Below are 23,940 nucleotides of genomic sequence, written 5' to 3' on the forward strand. Positions count from 1 at the left end.
CGTCAAACCGCTTCCGTCACCCCCATTGTCGGCAGCGTCGCGCCTCGCTATGTTAATCGGAAATCACATGTGACATCACCTCTGCTCGACGCGATCCGCAGCGCATCAGGTGCTCGGACAGCATGTCCGCGAGGGCACCTGAAACCGTCCGGTCCATCAGGGAAGCAGGTAAGTCAATGGAGAATCTCAGCAGGCGCAAACTACTGACGCTCGGTGCGGCACTCGGACTCGCGGGTGCGGCAGTCCCGGCCCCGGCATGGGCGGCCACGGGCCCGGCGGCCGCGGCCGCCGACGGGACCGGGCCGCAGTGGATCTGGGACGATCTGGCGGACCCACTGATGGTGAAGATGCTGGAGAACGGCCACGTCCCCGCCATCAACCGCGCGTGGGGCGCGTGGGTCGACAACAACGACCCGCTGCCCCTTGGGCTTCCCGCCGAGTTCAGCGCCTACCTGAGCCGGGTGAACCGGCTGCCCTCCTGGGCCGACCAGACCACACTGGACCGGGCGGCCGACTTCAACCGCCGCAAGGACACCTATCTGTTCATGCTGTACGGGCTCGGCAGCGGCATCATGAGCACCGTCATCCCGCGCGAAGCCCGCAGCGTCTACTGGTCCGCGGGCGGTGCCCAGATGCAGGACCGGGCGGCCAAGACGTTCACCTTCGGGTACGACCTGGCCCAGCTCGGGGCGTTCCGGCCGCAGGGGCAGTTCGTCGTCACCGCCAACAAGACGCGGGTGGTGCACGCGGCGGTGCGGCATCTGCTCCCGCAGTCACCGCACTGGCGGGCCGTCGCCGACGAGTCCGTACCGATCAGTGCCGCCGACATCCTGGTCACCTTCCACAGCCTGGGCACCTACGTGCACCGCAAGCTGCTCGACTGGAGGGTCCCCTTCTCCGCCGCCGACCAGGAGGCGTTCCTGCACTCGTGGCAGGTGGCCATCCACCTCCTCGGCGTACCGGACGAGCACATCCCGCAGAGCTGGGCGCAGGCCGAGGCACAGTCGGCGCAGGTGCTCACCCCGATCCTCACCCCGACGACCGAGGGCATCGCGCTGGCCGAGGAACTGCTGGGCCTGACCGCGCAGATCGACCTGGGCGTGACCCGGGGCTTCCTCAACGAGTTCGTGCGCTACGTCCTCAGCGACGACGTCGGTGACTGGCTCGGCCTGAAACGCGACTACGTGTCGGCGGCCCTGGTCCGTACCGCCTGGCCCGCCTACATCCTGTTCCGCGAAGGGCTCTCGCCCGTCATGCCGGGGACCTTCTACGCGATCGACCAGATGGTGCGCGGCCTCGCGATGCTCTTCCTCAACAAGGGCTCCTCCGGGACCACCACGCCCATCACCATCCCCACCGGCAACCGGGCCGGCTGAACACCGCCGGGCGGAGTCCGAAGGCCCCGGGCGGTCAGAGGCCCAGGGCGCTCACCACCAGCGCGGTCACGGCCGCGCGGTGAGCCGGGCTGTCCCGCCACCGCAGTCCGCGCCCGGCCTCGACCGCGACCCCGAAGCCCGCGTGCGCCAGGACCCGGGCCTGCCGCGGGTCCAACTCCGGGCGCGCCAGCCGCAACTGCTGCTCCCAGACGGCGATGTGCTCCCGCTGGGCGAGGGCGAGGGGACGCCGCATGGCTGCCGGCTGGCCGACGACCTCCGCCTCCGCCACGCTGTTCAGCTCGGTGTGCTCGAAGCTGTATGCCACGTACGTCGCCGCCAGTGTGACGACGGCCTCGTGCGGGTCGGTCACTCCGCGCAGGTTCTGTTCCACCCCCTGGGCGAGCAGTCCCGCGGCCTGGAGACACGCCGCGGCCAGGATGTCGATCTTGCCGGGGTAGTGCCGGTACAGCGCGGACGGCGTGAGCCCCACGGCCCGGGCGATGTCTCCGTTCGTCACCTGCGCGAAGCCGTCCCGGGCGAACAGCGGCACGGCGGCCGCCAGGATCTCCGCGCGCCGGGTGCGGGGCACCGGATGGGCGGGCAGCTCGACGGGGCGCGAGGCCCGCCGCCCGGCCGCCGGGTCGCAGGCGGCGACGCCGAGCGCCGACGTCAGCAGGAGGTCCTCGGCGCGCCGCTGCGCGATGGAGGTGTGGTGCATGGTGATGGAGCCGATCGCGCCGAGCGCCGCCACGGCCCGCAGCCGCGCCTCCGGCAGCGGGTGTTCGCGCCGCACCGCTTCGTCGACCCGCGCGACGAGGCGGCCGAACGAGGCCGCGAGGCGCCGCCGGTCCTCACGGCGCAGATAGCGGGCCTCCCAGCGGTACACACCGCCCGACGCGCGATGGGCGACGGTGATCCGGGTGAGGGGCAGGAGCACATCGGGCAGAGGTGCCCCGGGCGGCACCTCGTCGAGCGCGGAGACCAGCCCGTCCACCATGACGTCGGCGCACTCGGCGAACAGGGCGTACTTGTTCGGGAAGTGCCGGTAGAGCGCGGCGGCGGTGATGCCCACCTTCGCGGCGACCTCCTCCATGGACGCCGCGTAATACCCGCGCTCGCTGAAGACCCGCCCGGCCGCCTCGACGACGAGCTGTCTGCGGTTGCGCGGCCGGGTCGCGGCGGCCCGCCCGGCCGCGGCCGGGCGGGCGGAGCGAGGGGCTGGGACCATGCCGATCAGTCAATCACACAGGGTCAGCGGGCCGGGCCGGTCAGTCGAAGGCGAGCACCGGCTTGACCACGCTCCCGTTCCGCATGGCGGCCTCGGCCGCGCCGATCTCCTCGAACGGGAAGGCGGTGACCAGCCGGTCGACCGGGAAGCGCCCCCGCTGGTGCAGCGCGACCAGTTCGGGAATGAAGCGGCCGGGATCGGAGTCGCCCTCGATCACCCCGTGCACCCGGACGCCCTTGGCGAGCAGTCCTCTCACGTCGAAGGACACCTCGCCCCCGAGGCCGAGCAGCGCGAGCTCGCCGCGCGGGCGCAGCGCGCCCACGGCCCGGCGGATCATCTCCGGCCGCCCGGTGGTCTCGACGACGTGGTGGGCGCCGCCACCGGTCAGCTCGCGCAGCGTCCCCACGAGTCCGTCCCCGGGGGCCAGGACGGCCGTCGCGCCGAGCTCCGTGGCCAGGGCCAGGCGGGAGGCGACCGGGTCGACGGCCACCACCGGGTCGCAGCCGACGGCCACCGCGGCCATCAGCGCGCTCAGCCCGACGCCGCCGGCGCCCACGACGACGAGCGCCGAACCCGCCGGGGGCCGCAGCCGGTTCAGCACCGTGCCGGCCCCGGTCTGGCCGCCGCAGCCGAGCGGGGCGGCGACCGTGGCCGGCAGCTCCGGAGGCACCTTCACCACGCCGCGGGCCCTGACGACGGCGTACGTGGCGAAGCTGGACTGCCCGAAGAATCCGGCGTACAGGGGCGCGCCGCCCATGGACAGGGGAGTGGTGCCGTCCGCGCGGCCCCCGGAGAGGTTCAGGACGGGTGCGTCGAGGCAGTAGGCCGGGTGGTCCGCCGCGCACTGTTCGCAGCCGCCGCAGCTGGCGAAGGTGAGGCAGACGTGGTCGCCCGCCGTGAGACCGGTCACGTCCGCGCCCACCGCCTCCACGACACCGGCGCCCTCGTGGCCGAAGACCATCGGGGTGCGCCGCCGGGGCCAGGTGTCGCGCATCCCGAGATCGGTGTGGCACAGGCCGGCCGCCGTCATCCGTACCAGCACCTCGTCGTGGCGCGGGTCGTCGAGGACCGCGTCCCGGACGGTGAACGGGGCGCCCGGGGCCTCGGCGACCGCCGCGCGGACCCGCCTCACGCGTGCCGGCCCGCCGGCCCGGCCTCCGGCGCCCGCTCCAGGAAGAAGTAGTAGTACGGGCCCTCCGCGGGGGTTCCCTTGGCGTTCATGATGCCCATGAGGGTGACCTCGTCCACCCGCTTGAAGTGGTCGAGGACGGGGCGCCCGTCGTAGACCATGGTGGCGGTCGCCTCGCCGCGGAACTCGACGGTCCACAGGCTGGCCTCGCCCTGGCCCAGCTCCTGGTTGGAGTACAGCTCGCCCGCCGCGTCGCGGCAGATCAGCGGCTTGGCGTCGTGCACGGACACGAACGTCTTGCCGTACCAGCCGGCCTTGGCCAGCATCCCTTCCAGGGGATGGCCGGTACGGAACTCGCCGCCCTTCCACGCACCGAGGATGTCCTGCGGGCGTACGGTGTCCAGTTCCGCCCAGATGGCGTCCAGCTCGCCGGCCGGGACCGGGCGGTCCCGCTCGCGCAGCTCCTGGAACCGGGCGCGGGCTTCGAGCGCGTTCATACGGTGTCCTCTCGTCGGGGCGGCGTTCCGGGTGTGTCCGGCGGGCGGTGGCCGACCGTGCCCAGGCTCAGCAGGACGTGCCGCTCGGCCACCTCCTCGGCGGTGAGCGGGCCGTCGGCGCGGAACCAGTTGGCGACCCCCTGGCACATGATGAGCACCGCGCGCACCGCGTCCGCGGGGATCGGCGTGGTGAAGACGCCCTGGGCGCGCCCCGCCTCCACCGTGTCCAGGAGCATGTGCTCCAGGTAGTCGCGCAACGCCACGTAACGGGCCCGGTTCTCCGGTTCGAGGCTTCTGATTTCCGTGTCCAGGAACGCCAGTCGGCGCCGGTGGGCCATGGACAGCACGATCGACTCGACCATCCGGCAGAACCGGGCCGGCGGATCGTCACCGGCTTCGGCGGCGGCCGCACGGCAGCGGTCGAGCACGTCCTTGATGGACGTCTCCAGCAACGTGGCGAGCAGTGCCTGCTTGTTCGCGTAGTGGTAGTAGAGCGCGGGTACGGTCACGCCGACCCGCCGGGCGATGTCCCGGACCGAAGTGCCGTGGTAGCCGTGCTCGTTGAACGCCTCCATGGCGTGCAGCAGGATCGGATGGAGGCCAAGCGGCCCGTAGGAGCGCCAGTGCTCCACCGGCGGCGCGGCGTCCTGGCGGGTGTGCGTGGTCAACTGCTCTCCTCGGTGCGGTCGACGCCCCTCGCCCGGTCCAGCCACTTAGCGATCGTTCAGGGGCCTCTCGCCGACAGGGTACTTCCTGCCCCGGTGCACCGGTAGAGGCGCGAAAAAGTCTGCACTGCACGGGAGTTGACCGTCCGACGGAGCACTTCTAGGTTCTTAGCGAACGCTCAGTAGGACGTGATCGAGCGGAGGCGGGCCGTCGCGCGCCGAGAGAGGAATCCATGGAACTGTCCTCACCCCTGACGTACGCGGGCGATCCGCGCGCCGCCGCCGACCGGGCCGCCGCCCTGGAGTCCGCGGGCCTCGACGCCGTCTGGGTCGCGGAGGCGTACGGCTTCGACTCCCCGACCGTCATGGGGTACCTGGCGGCGAAGACCGACCGGATGCGGATCGGTTCGGCCATCGTCAACGTCTACTCGCGCACCCCCGCCCTGATCGCCCAGACCGCCGCCGGTCTCGACGCGGTCAGCGGGGGCCGCGCCCTTCTCGGCGTCGGAGCGTCCGGCCCCCAGGTCGTGGAGGGCTGGCACGGCCGCCGCTACGACCGTCCGCTCGGCCGCACCCGCGAGGTGATCGAGCTGTCCCGGCGGATCTGGCGGCGCGAGGTCATCGAGCACCACGGAATCACCGATCTGCCGCTGCCCCCCGAGAAGGGCGGCACCCTCGGCAAGCCCCTCAAGCTGTTGAACCACCCGGTACGCGCCACCATCCCGGTCTACGTCGCGGCACTGGGTCCGGCCAACGTCCGGATGACGGCCGGGATCGCGGACGGCTGGCTGCCGTTCCTGTACGTCCCCGAGCGGGCCGCCGACGTCTGGGGGGACGCCCTGGCCGAGGGAGCCGCCATCCGCGACCCCGCGCTCGGACCGCTCCAGGTCGTGGCGGGCGGCCTGCTGGCCATCGGGGACGGCGCCGAGGACGTCCGTGACCTCATGCGGCCCACCGTCGCCCTGTACGTCGGCGGGATGGGCGCGCCCGGACGCAACTTCTACCACGACCTTGTCCGCTCCTACGGCTACGAGGCCGAGGCGGCGGCCGTCCAGGAGCACTACCTCGCCGGCCGGAAGAAGGAGGCGGAGGCGGCCGTCCCCGCCGAACTGCTGGAACGCCTGTGCCTGGCCGGCCCCGAGGGCTATGTCCGCGACCGCGTCGAGGTCTTCCGCGAGTCGGGCGTGACCATGCTCAACGTGACCCCCGTCGGTCCCGACCCCGCCCGGCTGATCGAGCGCGTGAGGAACTGGCTGTGAGCGCCGCGGCAACCCCCGGGGTCCGCCGTCCGTCATCCGCCGTTCGCAAGGAGGACCCGATGATCCGCACCACAGGTGACGCTCCGGCCGAGGACACGCTGCCCCGCCTGCTGGCCCGCAACGCAGAGCAGTACGGTGCGCTCCCCGCGCTCTCCTGGCGTCCGGCCGGGCAGGACGGCGGCTGGTCCACGTACACCTGGGCGGAGGTCGAGGAGCACACCCGCATCCTCGCCGCCGGCTACCGGGCCCGCGGGGTGGGCCGCGGCGACCGCGTGCTGCTGATGATGCCCAACCGCCCCGAGCACTGGCTGTCCGACCTGGCGCTCGTCCGTCTCGGCGCCGTCCCGGTCAGCGTCTACGGCACCGCCGCGCCCGAGCAGATCACCCATATCGCCCGCAACTGCCGGGCACGGATCGCCGTGGTCCACGGCGCACCCGAGGTGGCGGTGTGGGAGCCGCTGCTGACCGACGCCGGCACCCCCCTGGAGCACCTGGTGGTGGCCGAACCGGGCGCGGAGGCGGGCCACACGCCGTACGCCGCGCTGCTCGCCGGGCCGATGCCGGACGGCTTGGACGGTGAACTGGACGCGGCACGCGCCGAGGACACCCTGACCGTCGTCTACACGTCCGGCACCAGCGGCGAGCCCAAGGGGGTCGTCCTGACCCACCATCAGGTGCTGTCCAACGCCCTCGCGCTCGACGCCGTGGTGGAGTTGCCCCCGCACGTCGAGCACATCTGCTATCTGCCCTTCGCGCACATCGCCGAACGGATGCTCGGCATCTATCTGCCCTGCCACCGCGCCTCGCACGTCTACCTCTGCGCCGACCCGGCGGGGGTGGCCGCCGTGGTCCGCGAGGTGCGCCCCGCGCAGTTCTTCGGAGTGCCGAGGATCTGGGAGAAGCTGTCCGCCACCGTGCGCGGCATCCTCGCGCTGATGCCGGCCGACCAGCGGGCGGTCATCGAGGAGGCGTTCGAGGTGGGGCGCGAGCACGTCGGACACCGGGAGCGGGGGGAGGCGCCGCCCGCCGAGCTGGAGAAGCGGTACGCGCGGGCACGCGAGGAGGTGCTGCTGCCGATGCTGGCGGCGGGCGGCCTGGACCGGGTGACCTGGTCGGCGAGCGCGTCGGCGCCGATGTCCGTGGACGTCGTGAGGTTCTGGGCCGGCTTCGGGATCGTCATCATGGACGCCTGGGGGCTGACCGAGACCACCGGTGTCGCCACCAGCAACAGCCCCAGGGGCGGCTTCCGGCTCGGTTCGGTGGGACGCCCGGTGCGGTCCGTCGAGGTCCGGGTCGCCGAGGACGGGGAGATCCTGGTCCGCGGCGCGTCCGTCTGCTCGGGCTACCTCCGGCCGGACGGCTCGGTGCTGCCCGCCGTGGACGCGGACGGCTGGCTGGCCACCGGCGACATCGGCCGGATGGACGAGGACGGCTACCTGTGGCTGACCGACCGCAAGAAGGAGATGATCGTCACCTCCACCGGCAAGAACGTGTCACCGGCCCTGGTCGAGAACGCGCTGAAGGAGCACCCGCTGATCGGGCAGGCGATGGTGCACGGTGACAACCGCTCCTACCTGGTCGCCCTGCTGGTGCTCGACGCGGAGGCCGCGCCCGCCTGGGCCGAGGCCAACGGCGTTCCGGCGGCCGGGGGACCGGCGGAGCTGGCCCGGCACCCCGCCGTGCTGGCCGAAGTGGACCGGGCGGTCGCCGCCGCCAACACGCGCCTCAACCGCAGCGAACAGGTCAAGCGGTACGAGCTGCTCGCCGAGGAGTGGGGGCCGGCGACCGGTGAGCTGACGCCCTCGCTGAAGATGCGGCGCCGGGCCATCCGCGACCGGTACGCCGACGCGCTCTCCGGGCTCTACCGGGACTGAGCGGGGCCCGGAGCGCGGCAGGGCGTTCGCCCGCCGCGCCCCGGGCCGCGTCAGAGCCCGAACGTCCTGCCGATGACGTCCCGCTGGATCTCGCTCGTGCCGCCGTAGACCGTGGAGACCACCGCGGCCCGCAGATGCCGTTCCATGTCGAACTCCGTGGTGTAGCCGTACCCGCCCATCATCTGCATGCCCTCCAGGGCGGTCCGCTTCGCGGTCTCGGTCGCCTTGAGCTTCGCCATGGACGCCTCGCGCGGGAACAGCTCGCCCGGCCGCTCGTCGCACCGCAGCGCCACCTCGCGGACCAGGAGCCGGGTGCACTCGATCTCGGTGGCCAGGTCCGCGATCCGGTGCCGCAGCGCCTGGAAGGAACCCACGGGCCGGCCGAACTGCTCGCGCTCGCGCACGAATCCGACCGCGTCGTCGAAGGCGCGGCGCGCCAGGCCGAGCATGTTCGACGCCAGGAAGAGCCGCTCGTGGTTCAGCCCGGCCATCAGCTGCCGCCAGCCGCCGTCCACCTGCCCGACGACCGCGTCCGCCGGCAGCCGCACCCCGGTCAGGAAGACGTCGTTGACCTCGCGGCCGCCCATGGTGTCGATGCGCCGGATCTCCACGCCCGCGGTGCCGGCGGGCAGATGGAACATGGTCAGGCCGCCGTGCTTGTCCTCGCCGGTGCGGGCCACCAGAAGGATGTGCCGGGCGCAGTGCGCGTTGGAGATCCACGTCTTCTGGCCGTCGATCACCCAGTCGCCGCCCGCGTCCCGCCGGGCCCGGCAGCGCAGCGCGCCCACGTCCGACCCCGCGTCCGGCTCCGACATGGCGATCGACAGCACGTCCCCGTTCGCGACGCCGGACAGCACCGTCCGCCGCTGCTCCTCGCTGCCGAAGGACTCGTACGCCTTCGCCGCGATGACCGTGGTGATGAAGCCCCCGGCCGGGACCATCCCGTACGAGGTCTCCTCCAGGAAGAGGCAGGCGTCGGCCACCCCTCCGCCGGCGCCCCCGTATTCCTCGGGCAGGCACACCCCGAGCCAGCCCAGGGCGGCGAGCCTGGCGTACAGCTCCGGGTTGTGGGCCTCGCGGCCGCCGGAGGTCAGCGCGTCGCGCTGCTCCCGGGTACCGCACTCCCGCTGGGCGAAATCACGGATGGCCGCGACGAATCCGGTCTGTTCCTCGGTGAGGCGACTGCGCATCGGGAGGACCCCCTGAGTCGGAGAGTTGATACGAAGTGATGTTATCCGTCTCATCGCTTCACCGGGAGGGTCGCGCCGGTATCGTGAGCGGCATGAGCACTGACACGAACGACTCGGCGCTGACCCGGGCCATCGCCGCGTCGGAGACGGAGGACCCCACCGCGAGGCGCATTCTCGACGCCGCCCTGGAGCAGTTCACGCTGCTGGGTCTGCGGCGCTCCTCCGTGGACGACGTGGCCAAGCGGGCCGGCGTCTCCCGGGTCACCGTGTTCCGGCGCTTCCAGACCAAGGACAAGCTGGTCATGGCCACCCTGCTGCGGGAACACGGCCGGTTCTTCCAGCAGTTGGACGCGGCGGTGGCCGGGCTGCCCGCCATGGAGGACCGGGTCGTCGAGGGCTTCGTCGCGGCCCTCCGGTACACCCGCGCCCACCCGCTCTTCGGCGGCCTGCTGCGCCTCGAACCCGAGGTGGTCCTCCCGTACATGACCGTAAGGGGGGGCTCCACGCTCTCCGCCACGGTGACCTACCTGACGGGCCATCTGCGCCGCGCCCAGCAGGCCGAGGGCCGGCCCGGCGACGATCCGCGCCCCGTCGCCGAACTCATGGTCCGCGTCGCCGTGTCCTTCCTCCTCAACCCCGCCGGCTGCATCGAGATGGACGACGAGGACCAGGCCCGCGCCTTCGCCCGCCGCTACCTGGCCCCGCTGCTGGACGCCTGACAGGCCCTAGCGGCGCCGGTGCAGCGCCCGGGCCAGCCGGACCGCGCGCTCCCGGGCGGCGGCCGGCACCTCGAACGAGGTCAGCGCGATCAAGGGCGCGAACCGCTGAACCGTCATCGACTGGGCGGAGGTGAACGCGCGCAACCCCTCCTCGCCGTGTACGCGCCCGAACCCGGAGTCCGCCGAACCGCCGAACGGCAGCGCCGGCACCGCGGCGAAGCCCAGCACCGAGTTCACCGACACCGCCCCTGCCCGCAGCCGCGCCGCGATCGCCGCCCCGGAGCGCCCGCTGCCGCAGAACACCGCCGCGCCCAGCGCGTACCGCGAGGCGTTGGCCCGCTCCACCGCCTCGTCCACGCCGGACACCGCGTTGACCGCCACCACCGGCCCGAACGTCTCCTCCGTCATCGCCGCCGCGTCCTCCGGTACGCCCGTCAGCACGACCGGCGCGATGAACGGGGCGCGCACCGACTCCGGGCCGCCCGCCACGGCCCGCGCACCCGCCTCCAACGCCCCGGCCACATGCCGTTCGACGACGTCCACCTGGCCCGGCAGGGTCATCGGTCCGTACGCCGCCTCCGCCCCGGCGCCCGGGCGCAGCCGCCCCGCCCGCTCGGCCACGCGCTCGCACAGCGCGGCGTGGATCTCGCGCACCGCGTACACGCGCTCCACCCCGGCGCAGGTCTGCCCCGCGTTGCTGAAGGCGCCCCAGACGATGGCGCCGGCGGCGGCGTCCAGATCGGCGTCCGCCGTCACGATCACCGCGTCCTTCCCGCCGCACTCGGCGAGGAACGGCGTCAGCGTCTCCGCGCAGACCGCCATCACCTTCCGGGCCGTCCCCGGCGACCCGGTGAACGCCAGCTTGTCCACCCCGGACCTGGCGAGGGCGTCCCCGGTGGAGCCCGGACCGGTGACGACGGTGAGCAGCCCGGCATGGGCGGGTACGGCCGCGTCGAACAGCCGGGACATCAGGAGACCGGTGCCCGGGGTCAGTTCGGACGGCTTGAGGACCACCGCGTTCCCGGCCGCCAGGGCGTAGGCGACGGAGCCCATCGGCGTGTACAGGGGGTAGTTCCAGGGGCCGATGACCCCGATCACCCCGAGCGGCCGGTGCGCCAGCGTCGCCCGCTGGTGCACCGTGAACACCCCGGTGCCCACCTTCCGCCGGCGCAGCACGCGTTCCGCGTTGCGAGCGGCCCAGGCCAGGTGCTCCAGCGTGAGCACCACCTCCAGCGCCGCGTCGCCGGCCGGTTTCCCGGTCTCCTCGGAGATGGCGCGGGCCACCGTCTCCAGCTCGGCCGCGATCTCCCTCTTCCAGCGGAGCAGATGGGCGCGGCGCCGGGCGGCGGGCAGTGCGGCCCAGGACCGCTGTGCTTCCCGTGCGCGGGCGACGGCCCCGCCGACCCGGCCCGGCCCGTCCACCGGATGCTCGGCGATGCGCTCGCCGGTCGCCGGGGCGCGCGTGGTGAAAGTGGCGGTCGCAGTGTCGTCGGTCATCGGGGCCCCATTTCGCGGGAGTACCGTGTGAGTCGAAGATACTGAAACTATTGAAGTGTTTCATCGGGGTCAATACCGCTGACGGGCAAGGCGGTTGAGGCCCGGTGCGGACCGGCGGGAGGGTCAGCGCGCCCCGCGCGTCCGCAGCGGGGCGTACACCACGAGCGCCGCGAGGAACGCCACCCCGTAGGCCAGGTCCGCCCCGTGCAGCGCCTCGGCCACCGGGCCCACGTACAGGCCGGTGCTCATGAACGGCACCGCCGCCGCGAAGGCCGCGGCGAACGCGGCGAGCGCCGGCCACCACGGGCGCGGCCGGGCGTGCTCGGCCGCGAGGTCGACGGGGGCGCCCCGCCGGGCCCGGGCGCGGACCAGCCAGTCCACGGACACGATCGCCACGAAGCCGGGAATCCAGTAGCCGACGAGAAGCAGCACGTTCTGGAAGCGGGCCGTCGTGTCCGCCGCGTGCATCCACAGCACCAGCGGGAACCCCAGGGCGGCGGCGAGCGCGGCGGCCACCGGGCGCGGCAGGCGCACCCCCATCGTCTGCAACGCGAGCGAACCGCTGTAGTCGTTCATCGCGTTGCTGCACAGCGCGGCCAGCGCCACCGCGAGCAGCCCGAACGCCCCGAGCGCGCCCCCGCCGAGCAGTGAGTCCACGCCGCGCGCGGTCTGGTCCGTGAAGACCGAGGCCCCCCACAGCCCGATCGTCTGGACCGCCACGAAGGACGTGCTGACCCCGCCCAGCGTGCACCAGAACATGCGCGCCCGGGACGTGTCGCGCGGCAGGTAGCGGCTGAAGTCACTCGCGTAGGGCGCCCAGGACAGCGCCAGACTCAGGGCGATGGTGCAGGTCAGGACGAACGCCCCGGCCCGGTCCGCGCCGTGCGCGGTCGAGGTGGTCACCGGGTCCACCCCGCGCAGGAGCTTCGTGGCGAGCACCGCGAAGGCCGTGGCCAGCGCGAACGTCATCACGGTCTGGAGCCGGTGGATCACCTCGTAACCCAGCACCCCGAGCGCGCCCTGAGCGGCCATCATGACCAGGACACCCAGCCAGAACGGCCAGCCGCACAGCTGCGCCAGCGCGTCCCCGCCGAACAGGCCGATCAGGGCGTCCCAGGCGATGGACGACAGCCATTGCAGCGCGCCCGGCAGGACCACGCCCGGCCCGAACGCCAGCCGGGCGAGCGGCAGCTGGCCGGAGCCGGTGCGGCTGCCCCAGGTGCCCAGATACGCGGTCGGCGCGGCCCCGACGAGGGTGCCCAGCACGACGGCGGCGAGGGCCGTCGCGAAGTCCAGGCCGAGCGCGATGCCGACGGTGCCGGTGAAGACTCCGGTCATGGTCAGGTTGGGGGCGAACCAGACGGTGAACAGCCGGCCCGCCCGGCCGTAACGGCGGTCCTCGGGGACCGGGGCTATGCCATGCGCCTCGATGCGCAGATCGCCGGCGGCGGTGGGCATGCGCCCGCCGAAAGCGGCGCGCTCGTCCTGGGCATGCGGCAACGACATGGAGACATCCCTCCGCCAGTGCTAACTGGTTCAGGTTCGACGGGTGTGATCTCAGCCCTCGTACGGGGCACCCCGTGTCCGGTGTGGCGGCCAGAATAGCGCCGGCCCGCGCGATGTCGTCGTCGCGGGGGCCGGTCCGGCTCAGCTGAAGAGCTTCGTCACGAACGCGTGGAGGTTGTCGACCGTGCGGGCGATCTGCTCCTCCGTGCTCAGGCTCTCCTTGAACCGAGCCCCCGAGGCCACCGCCTTCTTCCCGCGCACGTACAGCGAGCAGGCCAGGTCGGTGCACATGTACAGGCCGACCGAATTGCCGTCACGCCCGGCGGGGCCGGTCTTGCGGGCGGTCATCAGGGAGACCCCGCTGCCCGGGTGCGTGGTCAGGCAGAGCGAGCACATGCTCCGGTGCAGGAAGCCGCGCTGCTGGGACGGGAAGCGCAGTGAGATCCCGGCGGGTTCGCCCGCGTGCTCGGTGACGATGTAGCTGCGTCCCGGCGCGGACAGGTCGCGCCAGCCGAGGAAGTCGAGGTCGTCCCACGGCAGCTCCTCGAAGTCGCGGGGGAGCGGCAGACGCTTGGCTTCCCCCTTGGAGCAATTCACGAACGATGAGCGGATGTCCTGCTCGGTCAGGGCCTTCATGCCCACGAAGCTAACTCTGCCTATGCCCTCTAGGCAAACGATTAATTCGGTTAGGTGCTCACCTGGGGATCTTCGGCGCGAGGGGGAGCCGGTGCACGGGCGGGTGCGGGATGCCGAGGTCCGGTCGCCAGGTCGCGAGGATCTGCGCGGACGGGTCGAAGAGCGGCGACGGGAGCGCGTCGAGCGGGGTCCACTCCCAGGTGCTGATCAGGTGCGGTTCGGTCACCCGCGCCGTACCGGTGTCCACGCGCACCAAGGCGGCCATCGTCACGCGGTTGATCCCGCCGAGGGCGTCGTGGAGCATGGCGAAGACGGTGACCTCCTCCTCGGGGACGGCCAGCCCGGTCTCCTCGCGCAGTTCCCGCACGGCCGCCGCCGCGACGGACTCCGGCACCGGGTCGACCTTGCCGCCGGGCAGTTCCCAGGTGCCGCTGTGGTGCCGGCCGAGCAGAATCCGGCCCTGCGCGTCCTGTACGACGACGCCGACTCCCAGCGCGGCCTGGGCCTGGGGCGGCCGGGTGTTACGGGAGGGGGCGAGCGGGTTCTCGGCGGTCATGAGGCTCCTCCGGAGGGCGTTCGGGCGTCCGAGCCTACGGGGGTGCCGCGTCCGCCCCCGCGCTCAGACCGCCAGCCGCAGCGCGGTCTCCGAGACGCCGAGCCGTACGCTCTGCCCCCAGGTCAGCTCCAGCGCGTCCGCCTCCATGCCGTCGCCGAACACCACCACGCGGTCCGACTCCACGGTCAGCCGCAGCCCCTGCCCGGGCCCCAGCTCGCCCGAGACGAACGACGTACCGGTCGACGGCGAGGGCCACGCCTCCCGGACGAACCAGAGCAGCCGGGGATCGGCGGGCCCGGGCAGCGGGAGGGTGCTGCGGCGCTCCTGCCAGAGCGAGCGCAGCCAGCCGGTCGCCCCGGTGCCGGTGCCGACGAGAACGCCGGAGGACGCCTGCGGCTCGGCGGGGGAGTCCGCCGTGTCGGGCCCGAGCCGGTAGCGGGCCGTCTGGTGGCCCGGCGGGCCGAGGTAGACCTCGTTCAGGGCGAGCAGCCGCTGTGTGTCGTCGGCCACCGCCTCCACCATCGTCAGCGCGTCGGCCCGCCCGTCCGGCGCCACGGCCGCCCGCATCAGCGCCCCCGCGTCGGCCGGCCGGTGGCGCACCAGGACGCCGGGGTTGCGGCCCGGATCGGTGTCGATGCCGATGACCGGCTGACCGGCGAGGTACTTCGCGGCGTTGGCGACGAGGCCGTCCTGCCCGACGACCACCACCACGTCCTCGGGCGCGAACAGGAACCGGTCCAGGTCGGCCCGCTCCACCCGGCAGTGCCGCCAGGTGAGCGGGACGGCCGCCGCCACCTCCGCCAGGGCCTGCCGGGTCCGCTCGTGCCGGCGGGCCACCTCCTCGATGGACCGGCCCCGCGCGGCCAGGACGAACGCGGCCTGACCGTGCGTGCCGTGGCGGGCGAGCAGCTCCTCGTACTCCGTGGTGCGGTGGACCAGGACCGCCCGCGGGGCCAGGCTCATGCCCCGGTCTCCGGCCGGCCCAGCTTGCTGAGCAGGCCCGTGAGGACGTCCGGTGACAGGGTGAGGCTGTCGATGTGCGGCAGGTTCTCGGCGAGCCGGGTGGCCGCCAGGGCGTGCAGCGTCGCGGCCTCCACCTCGCCGTGCGCCCGCAGCCAGGCCGCCTGGGCCTCGGCGCGTGCCGCGCCCACCTGCCGGGCCGCCTCGGCCTCGGCGCCCGCCAGCCGCACCGTGCGGGCGGCCTCCGCCTCGGCGCGCACCCCGTCGGCGGCGGCGCTCTCCTCGGCCTCGCGGCGGGCGTTGGTGCCGCGCTGCTCGACCAGCTGTTCCTCGCGCCGGGCGAGCTCGATCTGGCTGGCGAGCTCGTTCTCGGCGATGGTCCGCTCGCGCTCGACGGCCACGGCGCGCCGTTCGTACGTGGCCCGGTCGGCCTCCTGCTGGATCTGCTCGCGGGCAGGGGTGCGCAGGGCGCGCTCCACCTCGGCCTCGGGGCGGATGGCGACGACGCGCACGGCCACCACGTCGATGCCGGTGGCGGGCAGCCTCGGTTCGGCGGCGAGACCGGCCGCCACACGCTCGCGGACGGCGGCGACGCCGTCCACCAGGGCGCCCGCCAGCGGGGTGCGGGCCAGCACGTCCAGGGTGTGCTGCTGGGCGGTCTCGGTGAGGAGGGTGGCGATCTGTTCGAGGGGTGCGCCGCGCCAGGCGCCGGTGTCCGGGTCGACGGAGAAGTCGAGGCGGGCGGCGGCCTCGGCCGGGTCGCTGATGCGGTAGGTGACGGTGGCCTGGACCGTGACGTCCTGGAAGTCGGAGGTGCGCGCGTGGAACGCCATGGCCAGCTCGCGGTCGTTGACCGGCACCTCGGAGAGCGCGGCGCTCAGCGACCGGTACCAGAAGCTCAGTCCGGCGCCGTCGTGGGCGAGCCGGCCGCGCTTGTGGTGGCGGATGTGCGCGGTGGGCGCGGAGCGGAGATGGCGCCAGCCGAAGCGGCGGGTGATGTCGGCCATGGGGGACCCCCTGATCTCTTTTTCGTCATGACGACGATAATGGAGTCCCGGCTTATCGTCAAGAGGACGAATAAAGGGGGGTGCGGGTACACGAACGGCCGGTGACTTCGGAGAAGTCACCGGCCGGCCGGGTTGCGCGCCGCCCCCGTCCCCACGGTGCGGCGCGGGCAGGCCGCCGCCATCCGCTCGGACGACGGCCCACGTCTGTCAGGACCCGGGCGCCGGGGCGTCCAGGCCGAGTGCGGGCAGGACCGCGCCCCGCACGAAGCGGACCAGATAGGTCTCGTCCGCATGCGCCCCCGCCAGCATCGGGCGGGCCCGCATCACACCGAGCAGCTGCGCGGCGACGAACTCCGCCGCCGGGTTGTCCGGCGCCACCTCGCCGCGCTCCACTCCCCGCCGGACGAGCGCGTCGATCGCGGCCAGCTCGGGCAGGATCAGCGACTCGCGCAGGGCGCACAGCAGCTCCGGGCTCTGCAGCGCCGCATGGCTCAGCGCCAGCATCAGCGGCGTGTCCCGGCCCGCGCCCTCGCCGATCGCCCGCGCCGCCTCCACCAGGTCACCCGCCAGCGAACCGGTGTCGATCTCGCGCAGGGCGCCGCGCCGGGTGCCGTGCAGGGCGGCCACCACCAGCTCGGGCTTCGAGCCCCACTGGCGGTAGAGCGTGGACTTGCCGCAGCGGGACCGGGCGGCGACCCCCTCCATGGTCAGCGATTCGTAGCCGTTCTCCCTCAGCATGTCGAGCACGGCGGTGTAGAGCTCCTGGGCCCGCTCCGGCGTGATCTTCGACCGGCGCTGCGCGGGGGGCTGCTCCTGCTCGGTCTGCTGCGGCGACATGTGCCTTCCCTCTCTGCGACTCTGCGACGAGGTCCATCGATACGCCAGTGTACCGATACGCGTGTGTACCGATACGCCGCCGTATCGGTACACTGGCGTATCGATGAGGGCGGGCGTCCGCCGAAACGCGTCAGCAAAGGGGCACCGGGTGAACGACACCGGCAACACGCCCGCCGATCGGAAGCCGGACACCTTCGCCCGCCCGCCCCTGGTCCGCGAGCTTCTTCTCGTCGTCGGGCTCTTCCTGGTCTACAAGCTCGGCCGCCAGGCGGCCAACGGCCATGTGGACGAGGCGTTCCGCAACGCGGGCCACGTCTGGGACGCCGAGCGCGCCGCGCACCTGCCCGGCGAAGGCGCCGTCCAGGGTCTGCTGCTGCACGACGAGACGCTGATCCATCTGGCGAACACCTACTACGCGACCGTGCACTTCCCGGCCACGCTGCTCTTCCTGGTCTGGCTCTACTGGCGCAGCCCCCGCCACTACGTCTGGGCGCGCCGGGTCCTCGCCGCGCTCACCGGCGCCGCGCTCGCCCTGCACCTGCTCTTCCCGCTCGCCCCGCCGCGTCTGCTCGCCGCCACCCACCTCGTGGACACCGGCCGGGTGTACGGCCCTTCGGTGTACGGTGCCCAGCCGGCCGCCGACTCCATGGCCAACCAGTTCGCCGCGATGCCCTCGCTGCACTTCGGCTGGGCCGTCATGGTCGGCGTCGGCCTGGTCGTCGCCACCCGTTCCCGGTGGCGCTGGCTGTGGCTGCTGCACCCGGCGATCACCCTGTTCGTGATCGTCGCCACCGCCAACCACTACTGGCTCGACTCGATCGTGGTGGCCGCGCTGCTCTCCGTGACGCTCGCCGCGCTCCGCCTCCCGCGCGCCGAACCGGTCCGCCCGCCGCAGCCGTGGCCGTCCGTCGTACGGCAGCGGGAGCACGCCGCCGCGTACGCCGCCCCCGGGGCGCACCGGTGAACGCCACCCTCGCCGCCGTCGCGCTCTCCCTCGTCTCCGCCGCCGCCTACGCCGCCGCGGCGGTCGCCCAGGCCCGGCTGGCCGGTCGCACCGCACCCGGCACCGGCACGCTCCGGCTCCTCGGGCGTGGCGCCTGGTGGTGCGCGGTCGGCCTGAACGCGGGCGGTGCGCTGCTGCACGTGGCCGCCCTGAAGTACGGCCCGCTCACCCTGGTCCAGCCGCTCGGCGCGCTGACCCTGGTCGCGGCCGTCCCGCTCGGCGCCCGGGCCGCGGGCCGCCGGGTCACGGTGACCGAGTGGCGCGGCACGCTCCTCACCCTGCTCGGCCTCGGCGCCCTGCTCGTGACGGCGGGCGGCGCCGCCCCGCACGAGACCCTGACCATGACCGAGGCGCTGGCCGTGGGAGCCGGGACGATGGCGCTCGTCGCCGGGCTCAGCCGCCCCGGCGCCCGCCCCGGGCTGCGGCACGCGGCGGCGTCGGGCATCACGTCCGGTGTCGCCTCCGCGCTCACCCAGACCCTCACCGTCGCGGTGACCGACCGCACCGGGCCGCTGCTCGACGCACGCCTGGTGGTCGTCGCCGTGCTGGTCTCCGCCTTCGCGATGGGCGGGCTGCTGCTCTCCCAGACCGCCTACCGGGGCGGGCTCGGCGCCCCGCTCGCCGTCGTCACCCTGGCCAACCCGGTCGCCGCCGCGGTCATCGGGCTGGCGCTGCTCGGGGAGCGGTTCCAGGGCGGGCCGGCCGGACTGGTCCCGGCGCTGCTCGGCACGGTGGCGGCGGTCCGGGGCGTGGTCCTGCTCACCCGCGCCCAGGCGCAGACCGCGCCCGCGGTGGCCGGGGCCGCGTCGGCCGTCCCCTCGCGGGTGGTCATCAGCAGCCCCCGCGCCGCGCGCCGGGAGCAGCGCCGCCGGGTCGGCGCGGGGCACCACTGAATCCGTACGCCGTACGAGTCACCGCGTCACCGAATCCGTACGCCGTACGAGTCGCGGGGCGCCTTCAGCCGTGGCGCTGCTCCCTACACCGGCTCCGGATAGTCCTCCAGTGCCCGGGTCAGCCACCCGATCCAGAAGTTCTCCAGGTCGATGCCGCCGCGCAGCACCAGGTGCCGCAGCCGGTCCCCGGGGGCGTCCCGCTCCGGCGGGAAGTCCCGGACCTCGATCTCCTGGTACTCCGCGAGCTGCCGCCGGTGCAGTGCGAGGTGCCGGCGCAGCTCCGCGTCGAGGCCGGGCGCCCCGACGACCGCCGCCGCCCGCATCCGCAGCAGCAGCGGATCGCGGACCTGCTTGGGGTCCTCCCGCCGGGCGACCCACGCGGACAGCGCCTCGCGGCCGGCCGGCAGCACCTCGTACTCCTTCTTCTGCCCCCTGGCCGGCTGCGCGGACTCCAGCGCCCTGATCTGCCCGGCCTGCTCCAGCTTGCCCAGCTCGCGGTAGATCTGCTGGTGCGTCGCCGACCAGAAGTAGCCGATCGACCGGTCGAACCTGCGGGTCAGTTCGAGCCCGGACGAGGGTTTCTCCAGCAGGGCGGTGAGGATCGCGTGCGGCAGTGACATGAGGTGCATCCTAGGGACGGCCGGGCGGGCCCGGCCGTCCGGTTCAGAGGGCGGCCGCGAGCTCCGTGCCCTGCCGGATCGCCCGCTTGGCGTCCAGCTCGGCCGCGACGTCGGCGCCCCCGATCAGGTGCGCCTCGCGGCCGGCGGCGCGCAGTTCCTCGTACAGGTCCCGGCGCGGGTCCTGCCCGGCGCAGAGCACGATCGTGTCGACCGGCAGTACGTGCCGCTCCTCGCCCACCGTGATGTGCAGGCCCTCGTCGTCGATCCGGTCGTACGTGACGCCCGCGGTCATCGTGACCCCGCGGTGGCGCAGTTCGGTGCGGTGGATCCAGCCGGTCGTCTTGCCGAGGCCCGCGCCGACCTTGCTCGTCTTGCGCTGGAGGAGGTGGACGGTGCGCGTGGTCTTCGGGCGCTCCGGGGCCGCGAGGCCGCCCCGCTCGCGGTACTCCGTGTCGACGCCCCACTGCCGGAAGAACACCTCCGGGTCGAGGCTCGCCCCGTCGCCGCCGTCCGTCAGGAACTCCGCCACGTCGAAGCCGATCCCGCCCGCCCCGACGAGCGCGACCCGGTCGCCGACCGGTGCGCCGTGGCGCAGCACGTCGAGGTAGCTGACGACGCTCGGGTGGTCGATGCCGGGGATCGCGGGGGTCCGGGGGGTGACCCCGGTGGCGAGCACGACCTCGTCGTAGCCGTCGAGATCCCCGGCGCCCACCGGAGTGCCCAGCCGCAGGCCCACCTTCTCCTCCGCGAGCCGGGTGCGGAAGTAGCGGAGCGTCTCGTCGAACTCTTCCTTGCCGGGCACCCGGCGGGCCACGTTCAGCTGACCGCCGATCTCGTCGGCCGCGTCGAAGAGCGTCACCTCGTGGCCGCGCTCGGCGGCCGTGACCGCGCAGGCGAGTCCGGCGGGTCCGGCGCCGACGACGGCGACGCGCTTGCGGGTGCGGGTCGGCGACAGGACGAGTTCGGTCTCGTGGCAGGCGCGCGGGTTGACCAGGCAGGAGGTGACCTTGCCGCTGAAGATGTGGTCCAGGCACGCCTGGTTGCAGCCGATGCAGGTGTTGATCGCGTCCGCGCGGCCCGCCGCCGCCTTCGCGACGAAATCGGGGTCGGCGAGGAACGGACGGGCCATCGACACCATGTCCGCACGGCCCGACGCGAGGACCTGCTCGGCCACCTCGGGGGTGTTGATGCGGTTGCTCGTCACCAGCGGTACGGAGACCGCCCCGCGCACCTTCTCGGTCACCCAGGTGAACGCGGCCCGGGGCACCGAGGTCGCGATGGTCGGGATGCGGGCCTCGTGCCAGCCGATGCCCGTGTTGATGATCGTCGCACCGGCCGCCTCGACCTCCCGGGCCAGGTGCACGACCTCCTCCAGGGACGAGCCGCCGGGCACCAGGTCCAGCATCGAGAGCCGGTAGATGATGATGAAGTCGTCGCCGACCCGCTCGCGGACCCGGCGCACGATCTCGACGGGGAAGCGGATGCGGTTCTCGTACGAGCCGCCCCAGCGGTCCTCGCGGTGATTGGTCGCCGAGGCGATGAACTCGTTGATCAGATAGCCCTCGGAGCCCATGATCTCGACGCCGTCGTACCCCGCGCTCCGGGCCAGCGCCGCCGCCGTCGCGAAGTCCTCGATCGTCGCCTCGACCTCGTCGTCGGTGAGGGCGTGCGGGGTGAACGCGCTGATCGGCGCCTGGAGCGCGCTGGGCGCAACCAAGTCCGGGTGGTGCGCGTACCGGCCGAAATGCAGGATCTGCAGGGCTATCCGGCCACCCGCCTCGTGCACCGCCGAGGTCACCCGGGCGTGCTCCGCCGCCTCCGCCTCGGTGGTCATCTTCGCCCCGCCGGGGAACGAGCAGCCGCGCTCGTTGGGCGCGATGCCGCCGGTGACCATGAGGCCGACGCCGCCCCGGGCGCGCTCGGCGTAGAAGGCCGCCATGCGCTCGAAGCCGTTCTCGACCTCCTCCAGGCCGACGTGCATCGACCCCATCAGGACCCTGTTCGGCAGGGTGGTGAACCCGAGGTCGAGCGGGCTCAGAAGGTGCGGATACGGGCTCATGCGGCGGCTCCTCGCTGTGGCGTCGCCCCAGTTCTAAACCACCGCCGCGCCATTGTGCAACAAGTTGCACAATGGCGTTCGTCGCACTGTGTCACGGCTCACGCCCCGACGTGACTCGCCCGGATGGAGCAACAGCACGGTCCGCGTGCTCCGTGGGACGCGGAAAGTAGTGACGTACGGAAACGAGGGGCCCGCGCCGTCCGGGCGGGGCCCGGAACTCCACCGGAGACCCCCATGGGCTGCTGCGTCAACCGTCACGATCTCGGTCTGCTCGTCCTGCGCGCCGGCACCGGCGCGGTACTCGCCGCGCACGGAGCCCAGAAGCTCCTCGGCTGGTTCGGCGGCGGGGGAATCGAGGGGACCACCGCCGCGATGGAGGCGATGGGCTTCCATCCGCCGAAGCACAGCGCGCTCGCCGCCGGGCTCGGCGAGGCGGGCGGCGGCGTACTGCTCGCCCTGGGCCTGGCCACCCCGGCCGCCGGTGCGGCGGCGGCCGGTGCGATGGCGGGCGCGGTGGCCGTCCATGCCCCCGCGGGCTTCTTCGCGCAGGGCGGCGGCTACGAGTACCCGGCGTTCCTCGGCTTCGCCGCCGCCGCGATCGGCCTGACCGGCCCCGGCCGCTACTCCGTCGACCACGCGACCGGGCACGCGTTCAACCAGCCGTGGATGGTTGCCCTGGCGTTCGCGGGCAGCGCGGCGGCGGCCGCGGCGGTGGTGGGACGCCGCGCCCGGGCACAGGTGCCGGAGCCGGAGGAGTTCTGAGGAGTGCCCCTCAGCGGCGCCCCTTCGACGCCGCGACCAGTTCCGGGACCGTGCCGAACTTCACCCGGGGGCGTCCGCCGTCCCGCCCCCGGGCCCGCTCGGCGCGGTCGATCGCGGCCAGGCCCCGGGCGTCGACCACCTGGCGGGCGCGGCCCCGGACCAGGCGGCCGAACGCCCGCGCCGGGTGGACGGGGGACGGGAGAGCGCCGGCGACCGCGTCCGCGAGCAGCGTGCCGACCGTCTCGGCGGCGCAGGTGCGGTTGGCGCCGATGCCCCCGGAGGGCCCCCGCTTGATCCAGCCGACGACATAGGTGCCGGGCATTCCCGTCACCCGGCCGGCCTCGTGCGGCACCGTGCCGCTCGCCTCGTCGAAGGGCAGACCGGGGAGGGCCAGGCCCCGGTAGCCGATGGCCCGCAGGAACAGCTGCGCCGGTATCGCGGATTCGCCGTCGTCCGCCGTGACCCGGACGCCCGTCACGTCGTCGCGGCCGGTCACCTCCACGGGCGCCGAGTGGAAGCGGAGCACGATGCGCCGCCCCTCGGCGGGCGGGCCCGACCAGTCCACGCGCTCGCGGCGGACCCCCCGCAGCACGGCGGCCGCGCTGCCGGACCCGGCATCCTCGATCGCCGGGCCGATGCGTGGATCGTGGTCGTCGACCACCAGCTCCACCCCCGGCAGATGTCTGAGCGCGAGCAGTTCGGACGACGTGCACGCGGCGTCCTCAGGACCGCGCCGCCCGAGCAGCACGACCTCGCGCACCCCGGAGCCGCGCAGCGCGGCCAGGGCGTGGTCGGCGATGTCGGTGCCCGCGAGCTCCGCCGGGTCCGCGACGAGGACGCGCGCCACGTCGAGCGCCACGTTGCCGTTCCCCGCGACGACCACCCGCTCGGCCCGGGACAGGTCCACGGCGTCCGGCGCCACTTCGGGGTGCGCGTTGTACCAGGCGACGAACGAGGTCGCCGCGATGCTCGACGGCAGGTCCTCGCCGGGGACCGAGAGCCGGCGGTCGGCGCCGGCCCCGACCGCGTAGATCACCGCGTCGTGGTGCGCGGCCAGCTCCTCGGCGGAGATGTGCGTGCCGACCTCGACGTTGAGGTGCATCCGCACCCTGGGGTGGGCGTGGAACCGTGCGAAGGTCTCGCCGACCCCCTTCGTCCCCGGGTGGTCCGGCGCCACGCCGTACCGGACGAGCCCGCCGGCCACCGGAAGCCGGTCGATCAGGGTCACCTCGGCGTTGGTGTGCAGCAGCAGGTCCTCCGCCGCGTACATCCCGGCGGGCCCGGTGCCGACGACCGCGACCCGGATCGGGGCGAAGTCGGACGGCAGGCTGCGCGTGAACGAAGGAGCGCCCCAGGCATGGAAGTTGGGCCCGGTGGCGGCCTCCGGTCGCCGGTCGGCATAGTAGGCCGCGTTGATGGCGGCGTACTCCTGGCGCGCCCCGAAGAGGCTGTCCACCGGGAAGATCGCGTCCACCGGGCAGGCGTCGGCGCACGCCCCGCAGTCGATGCAGGTCTCCGGATCGACGTACAGCATCTCCGTACGGCCGAAGTCCGGTTCCTCCGGCGTCGGGTGGATGCAGTTGACGGGGCACACGGCGACACAGGTGGCGTCGTTGCAGCAGGTCTGGGTGATGGCGTAGGTCATGGTCGGCTCGGGCTCTCGGCTC

The 23,940-nt window shown here is 73.7% G+C and carries 22 protein-coding genes and 1 riboswitch; of the genes, 7 read left to right on the forward strand and 15 right to left on the reverse strand.

Going from position 1 to position 23,940, the window contains the following annotated elements; all coding sequences use genetic code 11:
- The first annotated feature begins 176 nt into the window (after nucleotides 1–176).
- On the forward strand, nucleotides 177–1,376 hold the full coding sequence (locus ACFUJY_RS21075) for an oxygenase MpaB family protein (RefSeq protein ID WP_383301720.1): 1,200 nt from the start codon (nucleotides 177–179) through the stop codon (nucleotides 1,374–1,376).
- A gap of 34 nt (nucleotides 1,377–1,410) precedes the next feature.
- Here ACFUJY_RS21075 and ACFUJY_RS21080 read toward each other — a convergent pair whose 3' ends face one another.
- From ACFUJY_RS21080 to ACFUJY_RS21095, 4 genes are read right to left on the reverse strand one after another with little or no spacing between them, the layout of a single operon-like run.
- The gene (locus ACFUJY_RS21080; RefSeq protein ID WP_383301722.1) at nucleotides 1,411–2,604 is read right to left on the reverse strand and encodes a TetR/AcrR family transcriptional regulator; all 1,194 of its coding nucleotides are present in this window, start codon (nucleotides 2,602–2,604) and stop codon (nucleotides 1,411–1,413) included.
- A 40-nt stretch (nucleotides 2,605–2,644) separates the two neighbouring features.
- Nucleotides 2,645–3,736 (reverse strand): NAD(P)-dependent alcohol dehydrogenase, encoded by a 1,092-nt coding sequence (locus tag ACFUJY_RS21085; protein WP_383301725.1) that lies wholly within the window; start codon nucleotides 3,734–3,736, stop codon nucleotides 2,645–2,647.
- Nucleotides 3,733–4,230, reverse strand: a complete 498-nt coding sequence (locus tag ACFUJY_RS21090; protein WP_383301728.1) for a DUF4334 domain-containing protein — start codon at nucleotides 4,228–4,230, stop codon at nucleotides 3,733–3,735. The genes ACFUJY_RS21085 and ACFUJY_RS21090 overlap by 4 nt, the downstream gene beginning before the upstream one ends.
- Nucleotides 4,227–4,898, reverse strand: coding sequence for a TetR/AcrR family transcriptional regulator (locus ACFUJY_RS21095; RefSeq protein WP_383301731.1), 672 nt, complete (start codon nucleotides 4,896–4,898; stop codon nucleotides 4,227–4,229). Before ACFUJY_RS21095 ends, ACFUJY_RS21090 begins: the two co-directional genes overlap by 4 nt.
- Nucleotides 4,899–5,128: 230 nt before the next feature.
- Here ACFUJY_RS21095 and ACFUJY_RS21100 point away from each other — a divergent pair, with 230 nt between their 5' ends.
- Both ACFUJY_RS21100 and ACFUJY_RS21105 read left to right on the forward strand, forming a co-directional pair.
- Nucleotides 5,129–6,154 carry an LLM class F420-dependent oxidoreductase gene (locus ACFUJY_RS21100; protein WP_383301734.1) on the forward strand — a complete coding sequence of 342 codons (1,026 nt, stop codon included), beginning with the start codon at nucleotides 5,129–5,131 and terminating at the stop codon, nucleotides 6,152–6,154.
- A 59-nt stretch (nucleotides 6,155–6,213) separates the two neighbouring features.
- Nucleotides 6,214–8,028, forward strand: a complete 1,815-nt coding sequence (locus ACFUJY_RS21105) for an AMP-dependent synthetase/ligase (RefSeq protein WP_383301737.1) — start codon at nucleotides 6,214–6,216, stop codon at nucleotides 8,026–8,028.
- 50 nt (nucleotides 8,029–8,078) lie between these two features.
- Here ACFUJY_RS21105 and ACFUJY_RS21110 read toward each other — a convergent pair whose 3' ends face one another.
- The gene (locus ACFUJY_RS21110) at nucleotides 8,079–9,218 is read right to left on the reverse strand and encodes an acyl-CoA dehydrogenase family protein (protein ID WP_383301740.1); all 1,140 of its coding nucleotides are present in this window, start codon (nucleotides 9,216–9,218) and stop codon (nucleotides 8,079–8,081) included.
- 92 nt (nucleotides 9,219–9,310) lie between these two features.
- On the opposite strand from ACFUJY_RS21110, the gene ACFUJY_RS21115 reads away from it, so the two are divergent.
- Nucleotides 9,311–9,937, forward strand: coding sequence for a TetR/AcrR family transcriptional regulator (locus tag ACFUJY_RS21115; RefSeq protein WP_383301743.1), 627 nt, complete (start codon nucleotides 9,311–9,313; stop codon nucleotides 9,935–9,937).
- A 6-nt stretch (nucleotides 9,938–9,943) separates the two neighbouring features.
- Here the strand turns inward: ACFUJY_RS21115 and ACFUJY_RS21120 are convergent, their stop codons facing one another.
- The 7 genes from ACFUJY_RS21120 to ACFUJY_RS21150 all read right to left on the reverse strand — a co-directional run bounded on the left by ACFUJY_RS21120 (nucleotide 9,944) and on the right by ACFUJY_RS21150 (nucleotide 16,936).
- The gene (locus tag ACFUJY_RS21120; protein WP_383301746.1) at nucleotides 9,944–11,434 is read right to left on the reverse strand and encodes an aldehyde dehydrogenase family protein; all 1,491 of its coding nucleotides are present in this window, start codon (nucleotides 11,432–11,434) and stop codon (nucleotides 9,944–9,946) included.
- A gap of 123 nt (nucleotides 11,435–11,557) precedes the next feature.
- Entirely contained in the window at nucleotides 11,558–12,940 is a 1,383-nt protein-coding gene (locus ACFUJY_RS21125; RefSeq protein ID WP_383301749.1) for a purine-cytosine permease family protein, read from the reverse strand.
- Nucleotides 12,931–13,025: riboswitch (TPP riboswitch) on the reverse strand. (Overlaps the previous gene by 10 nt.)
- Nucleotides 13,026–13,081: 56 nt before the next feature.
- Nucleotides 13,082–13,576, reverse strand: coding sequence for an FBP domain-containing protein (locus ACFUJY_RS21130; RefSeq protein ID WP_383301751.1), 495 nt, complete (start codon nucleotides 13,574–13,576; stop codon nucleotides 13,082–13,084).
- Between the two features lie 58 nt (nucleotides 13,577–13,634).
- Complete coding sequence (locus ACFUJY_RS21135) at nucleotides 13,635–14,132, reverse strand: NUDIX hydrolase (protein WP_383301753.1); 498 nt, start codon at nucleotides 14,130–14,132, stop codon at nucleotides 13,635–13,637.
- Nucleotides 14,133–14,195: 63 nt separating this feature from the next.
- Entirely contained in the window at nucleotides 14,196–15,095 is a 900-nt protein-coding gene (locus tag ACFUJY_RS21140; RefSeq protein ID WP_383301756.1) for a hypothetical protein, read from the reverse strand.
- Nucleotides 15,092–16,099: an SPFH domain-containing protein gene (locus ACFUJY_RS21145; protein WP_383301759.1), complete on the reverse strand. Its 1,008-nt coding sequence runs from the start codon at nucleotides 16,097–16,099 to the stop codon at nucleotides 15,092–15,094. The genes ACFUJY_RS21140 and ACFUJY_RS21145 overlap by 4 nt, the downstream gene beginning before the upstream one ends.
- Nucleotides 16,100–16,306: 207 nt before the next feature.
- Entirely contained in the window at nucleotides 16,307–16,936 is a 630-nt protein-coding gene (locus ACFUJY_RS21150; RefSeq protein WP_383301760.1) for a TetR/AcrR family transcriptional regulator, read from the reverse strand.
- Between the two features lie 103 nt (nucleotides 16,937–17,039).
- Between ACFUJY_RS21150 and ACFUJY_RS21155 the strand changes: the two genes are divergently transcribed.
- Together ACFUJY_RS21155 and ACFUJY_RS21160 are read left to right on the forward strand one after the other, a co-directional pair.
- The gene (locus ACFUJY_RS21155) at nucleotides 17,040–17,900 is read left to right on the forward strand and encodes a phosphatase PAP2 family protein (protein ID WP_383301763.1); all 861 of its coding nucleotides are present in this window, start codon (nucleotides 17,040–17,042) and stop codon (nucleotides 17,898–17,900) included.
- Entirely contained in the window at nucleotides 17,897–18,832 is a 936-nt protein-coding gene (locus tag ACFUJY_RS21160) for a hypothetical protein (RefSeq protein WP_383301766.1), read from the forward strand. The genes ACFUJY_RS21155 and ACFUJY_RS21160 overlap by 4 nt, the downstream gene beginning before the upstream one ends.
- 83 nt (nucleotides 18,833–18,915) lie before the next feature.
- On the opposite strand, the gene ACFUJY_RS21165 is transcribed toward ACFUJY_RS21160, so the two are convergent.
- Together ACFUJY_RS21165 and ACFUJY_RS21170 are read right to left on the reverse strand one after the other, a co-directional pair.
- Nucleotides 18,916–19,452 carry a PadR family transcriptional regulator gene (locus ACFUJY_RS21165; RefSeq protein WP_383301768.1) on the reverse strand — a complete coding sequence of 179 codons (537 nt, stop codon included), beginning with the start codon at nucleotides 19,450–19,452 and terminating at the stop codon, nucleotides 18,916–18,918.
- A gap of 43 nt (nucleotides 19,453–19,495) precedes the next feature.
- Nucleotides 19,496–21,511: an FAD-dependent oxidoreductase gene (locus ACFUJY_RS21170; protein WP_383301770.1), complete on the reverse strand. Its 2,016-nt coding sequence runs from the start codon at nucleotides 21,509–21,511 to the stop codon at nucleotides 19,496–19,498.
- A gap of 234 nt (nucleotides 21,512–21,745) precedes the next feature.
- On the opposite strand from ACFUJY_RS21170, the gene ACFUJY_RS21175 reads away from it, so the two are divergent.
- A complete protein-coding gene (locus ACFUJY_RS21175) occupies nucleotides 21,746–22,273 on the forward strand; it encodes a DoxX family protein (protein WP_383301772.1) in 528 nt (175 codons plus the stop codon).
- Nucleotides 22,274–22,283: 10 nt separating this feature from the next.
- On the opposite strand, the gene ACFUJY_RS21180 is transcribed toward ACFUJY_RS21175, so the two are convergent.
- Nucleotides 22,284–23,918, reverse strand: coding sequence for an FAD-dependent oxidoreductase (locus tag ACFUJY_RS21180; protein ID WP_383301774.1), 1,635 nt, complete (start codon nucleotides 23,916–23,918; stop codon nucleotides 22,284–22,286).
- Between the last annotated feature and the right edge of the window lie 22 nt (nucleotides 23,919–23,940).

Source organism: Streptomyces sp. NPDC057249, from assembly GCF_042669245.1.
Classification (GTDB): Bacteria; Actinomycetota; Actinomycetes; order Streptomycetales; family Streptomycetaceae; genus Streptomyces.